The following is a 5,444-nucleotide window of genomic DNA, read 5'->3' as shown; positions in this document are numbered from 1 at the left end:
GCGACAGCGCGCGACGCCGCAGCCCGGATGCGCCGACGGGGGCGGCGCGCCGATGCGCTGGGCGTTCGGGAGGCGACGCCCGGCGGAAGATCTCGAAGGGGGTTGAGTTGGTCTCGTATCGCGAGACAAATTTTTATTATGAGAGACATCTAGGCGCCGTTTTTTCGGTTCGTCAAGTCACCCGGCGACGACTCGATCCGGCCTTTCGAAGCGGCGAGCGCGCTCTCTCGGCCGCGCGCCGAAAGCTGCTCGATGTTCGCTGCAGTGCAACAAATCACAACGTTAGCGGCTTTTCCCGCATGATCACCAGCAGCGGCTGACGACATCCCGCCTGTCATCGGGATGTCTCGCGCACACGCCTCCTCCGGGTTCCTACGCATATCGCTGTACAAAAATAAATATCGTAATACGGAACTGAAGCGGCGGGATCGATCCCTCCCCGACCGCACCGCCGAGCGCCACGCTCCGAGGACCCCGCATGCCCCTGACCCTGCCCAAGATGCCCCGCGGCGGCCTGAAGGTCGGCACCTTCGTGAAGACCGCCTCGCCCCAGGTGATCGAGGTACTCGGCCAGAGCCGGCTCGATTTCGCCGTGGTCGACGCCGAGCACGCCCCCTTCGACCGCCTCACCCTGGACCTGATGATGACGGCGAGCTGCGCCGTCGGCCTGCCGCTCGCCGTGCGGATCCCCGAGGTCAGCGCGCCCGTGATCCTCTCGACGCTGGACATCGGCGCCGCCGGGCTGCTGGTTCCGCATGTCGACACGGCGCAGGTCGCCCGCGACGTGATCGCGATGACGCGCCACCGCGGCGGCGTGCGCGGCTTCTCGGGCTCGCCGCGCTTCGCCGGCTACGGCACGCTGTCGATGGCGAAGTCGCTCGATGCCGGCGAGGGCGCCTTCGTGATGTGTCAGATCGAGAGCGCCGAGGCGGTCGAGAACGCCGCCGCGATCGCCGCCGTCGACGGCGTCGACGGCCTGTTCATCGGCTATGCCGACCTCGCTCTCTCGATGGGTCTCGAAAGTCCGCAGGACCCGCGCGTGACGGCCGCCGCCGAGCGGGTCATCGAGACCGGCCGGGCCGCCGGCAAGACCGTCGGCATGTTCGTGAGCAACGCGGCCGAGCGCGACCGCTTCGCGGCCCGCGGCGTCGAATGGATCGTCGTGTCGTCCGACCAGAGCCTGCTTCGCCTCGCCGCCGACGCCCTGGTGCCGGCCCGCTGAGACGCCTGCCCGAGGCCGGCCCCGGCCGGCGCTCGCTCGTCCCGTTCCTCGTGGAGCCTGCCATGCCAAACCCGTCCCGCCCGCTGCCGCCCGTGCTCGCCGCCTTTTACGACCTGCCGCCCGTGGAGAGCGGCCCCGGCACCGAGACCTGGATCTGCCGCGGCGCCAATTTCGTCGTTACGGTCTCCATGGTCGCGGCCGGCGCCGTGCTGACGCGCGACGCCAATCCCGACGAGTACGTGCTGCTGACCAACGATCTCGCCGCCACCGTCACGGCCGGCACCGAGACGCTCGAGGCCGCGCCCGACACGCTCACCATCGTGCCGCCGGGGGCGAGCCGCATCGTGGCGAAGAGCGCCGGCACGCTGGCCCGCATCTTCTCGGCGCAGGCGACCGATCTGCTGGCGCGTGCCTGCAACGCCGCCGATTACGCCGACGGCGCACCGCTGGTGGCGCCGCTGGTGCAAGGGCCGGCGCCGAAGGGCGGCTATCGGCTGCGCAACCACGTCCTCGCCGACCACGTCACCGAGGGCTCGTTCCTGCGCATCTTTCGCACCGCCAACCTGATGGTGAATCCGCTGGTCCCGTGGGTGGGGCCGCGCAGCACCCACAAGCTCAGCCCGCATTCGCACGCGGACTTCGAGCAGGCGTCGCTGGCACTGGAGAGCACCTGGGTCCATCACCTGCGGACCCCGTGGACGCCCGAGATGGACGATTGGCGCGACGACCTGCATGCCGAGATCGGCAGCCCCTCCGTCACCGTGATCCCGCCGACCATCATCCACACCAGCCGCAACGTCGCGCCGAACGGCCGCCTGGTCGACGTCTTCGCGCCGCCGCGGCTCGACTTCCTGCGCCAGGGCGTGGTGCGCAACGCCGACGACTATCCGATGCCGGCCGGCCTGTGAGCGCCGCGCCGTCGCCCCGGACCTGCGGCCGACCCGAGAAAGCGAAGTCATGAACGTCCTCGTCCTGCATGCGCATCCCGAGCCGCGCTCGTTCTGCTCGGCCCTCAAGGACGCCACGGTCGAGACCGCCGCCGCGGCCGGCCACACCGTCGACGTCTCGGATCTGTTCGCCCAAGACTTCGATCCGGTCGCCGGCCGGCACGATTTCGCCTCGGTCGCCGACCCCGAGGTCTTCCGCTATCAGGGCGAGCAGGCCCGCGCGGCCGAAGAGGGCGCCTTTTCGCCGGAGATCGCCCGCGAGCAGGCCCGCATGGCGCGCGCCGATTGTTTGGTGCTGCACTTCCCGATCTGGTGGGGGGCGCCGCCCGCGATCCTGAAAGGCTGGTTCGACCGCGTGCTCGCCTTCGGCTTCGCCTATCGCGACGGCACCCGCTTCGACACCGGCCTGTTCAAGGGGAAGCAGTCGATCTGCTGCGTCACCACGGGCGGCACCATCAAGCGCTTCTCCGAAGGCGACGCCTACGGGCCGATCGAGACGGTGCTGTGGCCGGTCGAGCGGCTCACGCTCGCCTATCTCGGCACGACCGTGCATCCGCCCTTCGTCGCCTATGCGGCGCCGCGCGTCGACGACGCGGCCCGTGCCGCGATGCTCGACGCCTGGCGCGCGCGCCTTCGTGAGGTGCTGATCACGGACGGGCGGCGCGCCGAAACGGCACACCGCACCTGAAATTCTCACACGGCGTTCGCCACGCCTGCGCGCTCTTCGGTCGTGCGCGATACGCCTCTGGATGGAATGAACGAATGAACGGACTTCTGAACACGTCGGTCGGTCGGGTCGAGCTGAAGAACCCACTCATCGCCGGGTCGGCCGAGCATCTCATCGAGCCGGAGGGGATCCGGCGTGCGCTGCAGGCCGGCGTGGGCGCCGTGGTGGTGAAGTCGACCAACGAGTCGCAGGCCGCCCGCGATCAGCTCCAGTGCGCCGAGTACATGATTCTCGACAGCCAGTGGCGGCCGCTGCCGTGGAACACGGCCGCGCCGGCCGATGCGTTCTTCGCCTGCCGGTCCGGGCTGACCCCGCAATCCTTCGACCAATGGCTCGATCAGACCGCCATGCTGGACCGCGAGGCACGGGCCTTCGACTCCTACGCGGTGGGCAGCCTGATCCTCGCCGACCTCGATGCGGCGGTGCGAATGGCCAAGCAGGTCGAACAGGCCGGCATTCGCGTACTCGAGCTCAACATCGGCACGCCCTATGCGAGCCAGGCGGCGAAGGGCGCCGTGTCCACCGAGCTCGACCCGGCACGGATCACCACCATCGTGAGCACGGTTCGAGCCGCCATCGGCATTCCGCTGTGGGTCAAGATCACCGGCCAGAGCGAGCGGGTGCCGGAGCTCGCCGACGCCGCCTTCGCGGCCGGCGGCGAGGCGGTGGTGATGGCCGGGCGCTCGCTCGGGCTGATCCCCGACGTCGAGACCTTCGCACCGATGCTGAGCACGACGCTGGGCGTCGGAGGACACTGGAACCTGCCGCTGACCTGCCAATGGCTGGCGATGACGCGCCTCCGGCTCGGGGCCGAGAGTCCGCTGATCGGGGTCAACGGCGTGCAGTCCGGTCTCGACGTCGCCCGCGTGATGCTGGCCGGCGCGTCCGCCGTGGAGATGACCTCCGCCGTGATGCTGCGCGGCTTCGACGTGCTGGCCGACGCGCTGGAGGAGCTCGAGGCGTATCTGGCCCGCAAGGGCGTCACGGCCCGCGAGCTGATCGGGCGCGCCGCGGACAGCCGCAAGACCTTCGCGCAGATGCCGATGATTCGGGACAACTGGCGCCGCTACGTCCCGGCCTGACGACAAGTCCCGCATCCGGGCCCGCCCCGGATGCCCGACGGTCGCTGCGACGGTGCCCACGCTGCACCCCGACGACCGAGACCGATGTTCCTGGAGAGTGCTCGATGACCATCTTGAATCCCGAACAGCAGAAGCAATTGATGACGCGCGTCTTCTGGCGCGTGATGCCGCTGCTGACACTGGCCTATCTCGTCGCGATCATCGATCGCGCCAATGTCGGCTTCGCGAAGCTGCAGATGGTCAAGCATCTCGGCATGTCCGAGCAGGCCTTCGGTCTCGCCGCATCGCTGTTCTTCGTCGGCTATCTGGTGTTCGAGATTCCGAGCACGCTCGCCGTCCACAAGTACGGTGCGCGAAGGTGGCTCACTCGCATCCTGGTGAGCTGGGGCGTCGTGACGGTGGCGATGGCCTTCGCCTGGTCCGACACGGTCTTCACGGTGCTGCGGTTTCTGCTCGGCGTCGCCGAGGCCGGGGCCTATCCGGGGATCATCTTCTTCACCACGCTGTGGTTCCCGCAGGCGTATCGGGTTCGCGTGATGGGCATCGTCACGCTCGGCAGCGCCTTCGGCAACATGTTCGGCTCGCTGCTCGCCGGCCCGATGCTGGACCTCGACGGGACGCTCGGTCTCGCCGGCTGGCAATGGGTGTTCCTCGTCACCGGTGTCCCGGCCGTCCTGATGGGCTTCGTCATCTTCTTCGGCCTGCCGGACTCCCACACCAAGGCGACGTTCCTGTCGCCCGACGAGAAGGAGTGGCTGTCGCAGAATCTCGATCGCGAGAGTGCCGCGAAGCACGACCACGGCGGCGTGTGGCAGGTGCTCTGGGATCCGCGTGTGCTCTTCATCTCGCTCGTCTACGCGCTGATCCTGACCTCGCTCTACGGAGTGATCTACTGGATCCCGACCGTCGTGAAGGGATTCGGCGCGACCGGCACCCAGAACGGCATCCTGAGCTCGCTGCCATGGGCCGTCACCGCCGTGGCGCTGATGATCGTTCCGCGGCGCATCCGCAGCCACCGCGACGTGCTCACCGGATTCACGACGCTCGGGGCGATCGGCGTCGCCGCCTTCTTCGCCAGCACGGTCGTCTCGGAGAACTGGATGCGGCTGGTGGCGATGATGATCGGCACGCCGTGCATCTCGCTCCTGCTGCCCTGCCTGTGGTCGTTGCCGTCCCGCTTCCTGACCGGCGCTCGTGCTGCCGCCGGCATCGGCGCGATCTCGATGCTCGGCAATTTCGGCGGCTTCGCCGCCCAGAACATGATGCCGTGGGCCGCGAAGCTCGGGGGCTCCGCGGTCGCCGCGATGCTGGTGCCGACGATATGCCTGGCGGCCGTCGGAATCGGCGCCACCGTCGTGAGACTCACCACGAAGGCCGAAGCCACGGCCTCCTGACCGTCGCCGGCATGGGGATCAGCTACCTGCCCAAGTTGTGCTTCATGCCGCTGGTCCACGAGGGCAAGCTGC

General features: G+C 69.0%; 5 protein-coding genes. All 5 read left to right on the top strand.

The window, feature by feature from the left end:
* The first annotated feature begins 478 nt into the window (after window positions 1-478).
* The 5 genes from CH341_RS27705 (at window position 479) to CH341_RS27685 (ending at window position 5,372) form a co-directional block, all read left to right on the top strand.
* Window positions 479-1,222 (top strand): HpcH/HpaI aldolase family protein, encoded by a 744-nt coding sequence (locus CH341_RS27705; protein ID WP_210208642.1) that lies wholly within the window; start codon window positions 479-481, stop codon window positions 1,220-1,222.
* 62 nt (window positions 1,223-1,284) lie between these two features.
* Window positions 1,285-2,130: a cupin domain-containing protein gene (locus tag CH341_RS27700; protein WP_111422190.1), complete on the top strand. Its 846-nt coding sequence runs from the start codon at window positions 1,285-1,287 to the stop codon at window positions 2,128-2,130.
* Between the two features lie 49 nt (window positions 2,131-2,179).
* Window positions 2,180-2,857, top strand: a complete 678-nt coding sequence (locus CH341_RS27695; protein ID WP_111422188.1) for an NAD(P)H-dependent oxidoreductase — start codon at window positions 2,180-2,182, stop codon at window positions 2,855-2,857.
* Between the two features lie 74 nt (window positions 2,858-2,931).
* Window positions 2,932-3,978 carry a tRNA-dihydrouridine synthase gene (locus CH341_RS27690; RefSeq protein WP_111422186.1) on the top strand — a complete coding sequence of 349 codons (1,047 nt, stop codon included), beginning with the start codon at window positions 2,932-2,934 and terminating at the stop codon, window positions 3,976-3,978.
* Between the two features lie 104 nt (window positions 3,979-4,082).
* A complete protein-coding gene (locus CH341_RS27685; RefSeq protein WP_210208641.1) occupies window positions 4,083-5,372 on the top strand; it encodes an MFS transporter in 1,290 nt (429 codons plus the stop codon).
* Window positions 5,373-5,444 lie beyond the last annotated feature (72 nt).

It is taken from the genome of Rhodoplanes roseus, assembly GCF_003258865.1.
GTDB classification, from domain to species: Bacteria; Pseudomonadota; Alphaproteobacteria; order Rhizobiales; family Xanthobacteraceae; genus Rhodoplanes; species Rhodoplanes roseus.
This window is presented reverse-complemented; position numbering and strand designations above follow the sequence as displayed.

Bases quoted from the DNA above. Each gene is read 5' to 3' on its own strand.
- CH341_RS27685 (WP_210208641.1), top strand. From the start codon at position 4,083: ATGACCATCTTGAATCCCGAACAGCAGAAGCAATTGATGACGCGCGTC.
- CH341_RS27700 (WP_111422190.1), top strand. From the start codon at position 1,285: ATGCCAAACCCGTCCCGCCCGCTGCCGCCCGTGCTCGCCGCCTTTTAC.
- CH341_RS27695 (WP_111422188.1), top strand. From the start codon at position 2,180: ATGAACGTCCTCGTCCTGCATGCGCATCCCGAGCCGCGCTCGTTCTGC.
- CH341_RS27690 (WP_111422186.1), top strand. From the start codon at position 2,932: ATGAACGGACTTCTGAACACGTCGGTCGGTCGGGTCGAGCTGAAGAAC.
- CH341_RS27705 (WP_210208642.1), top strand. From the start codon at position 479: ATGCCCCTGACCCTGCCCAAGATGCCCCGCGGCGGCCTGAAGGTCGGC.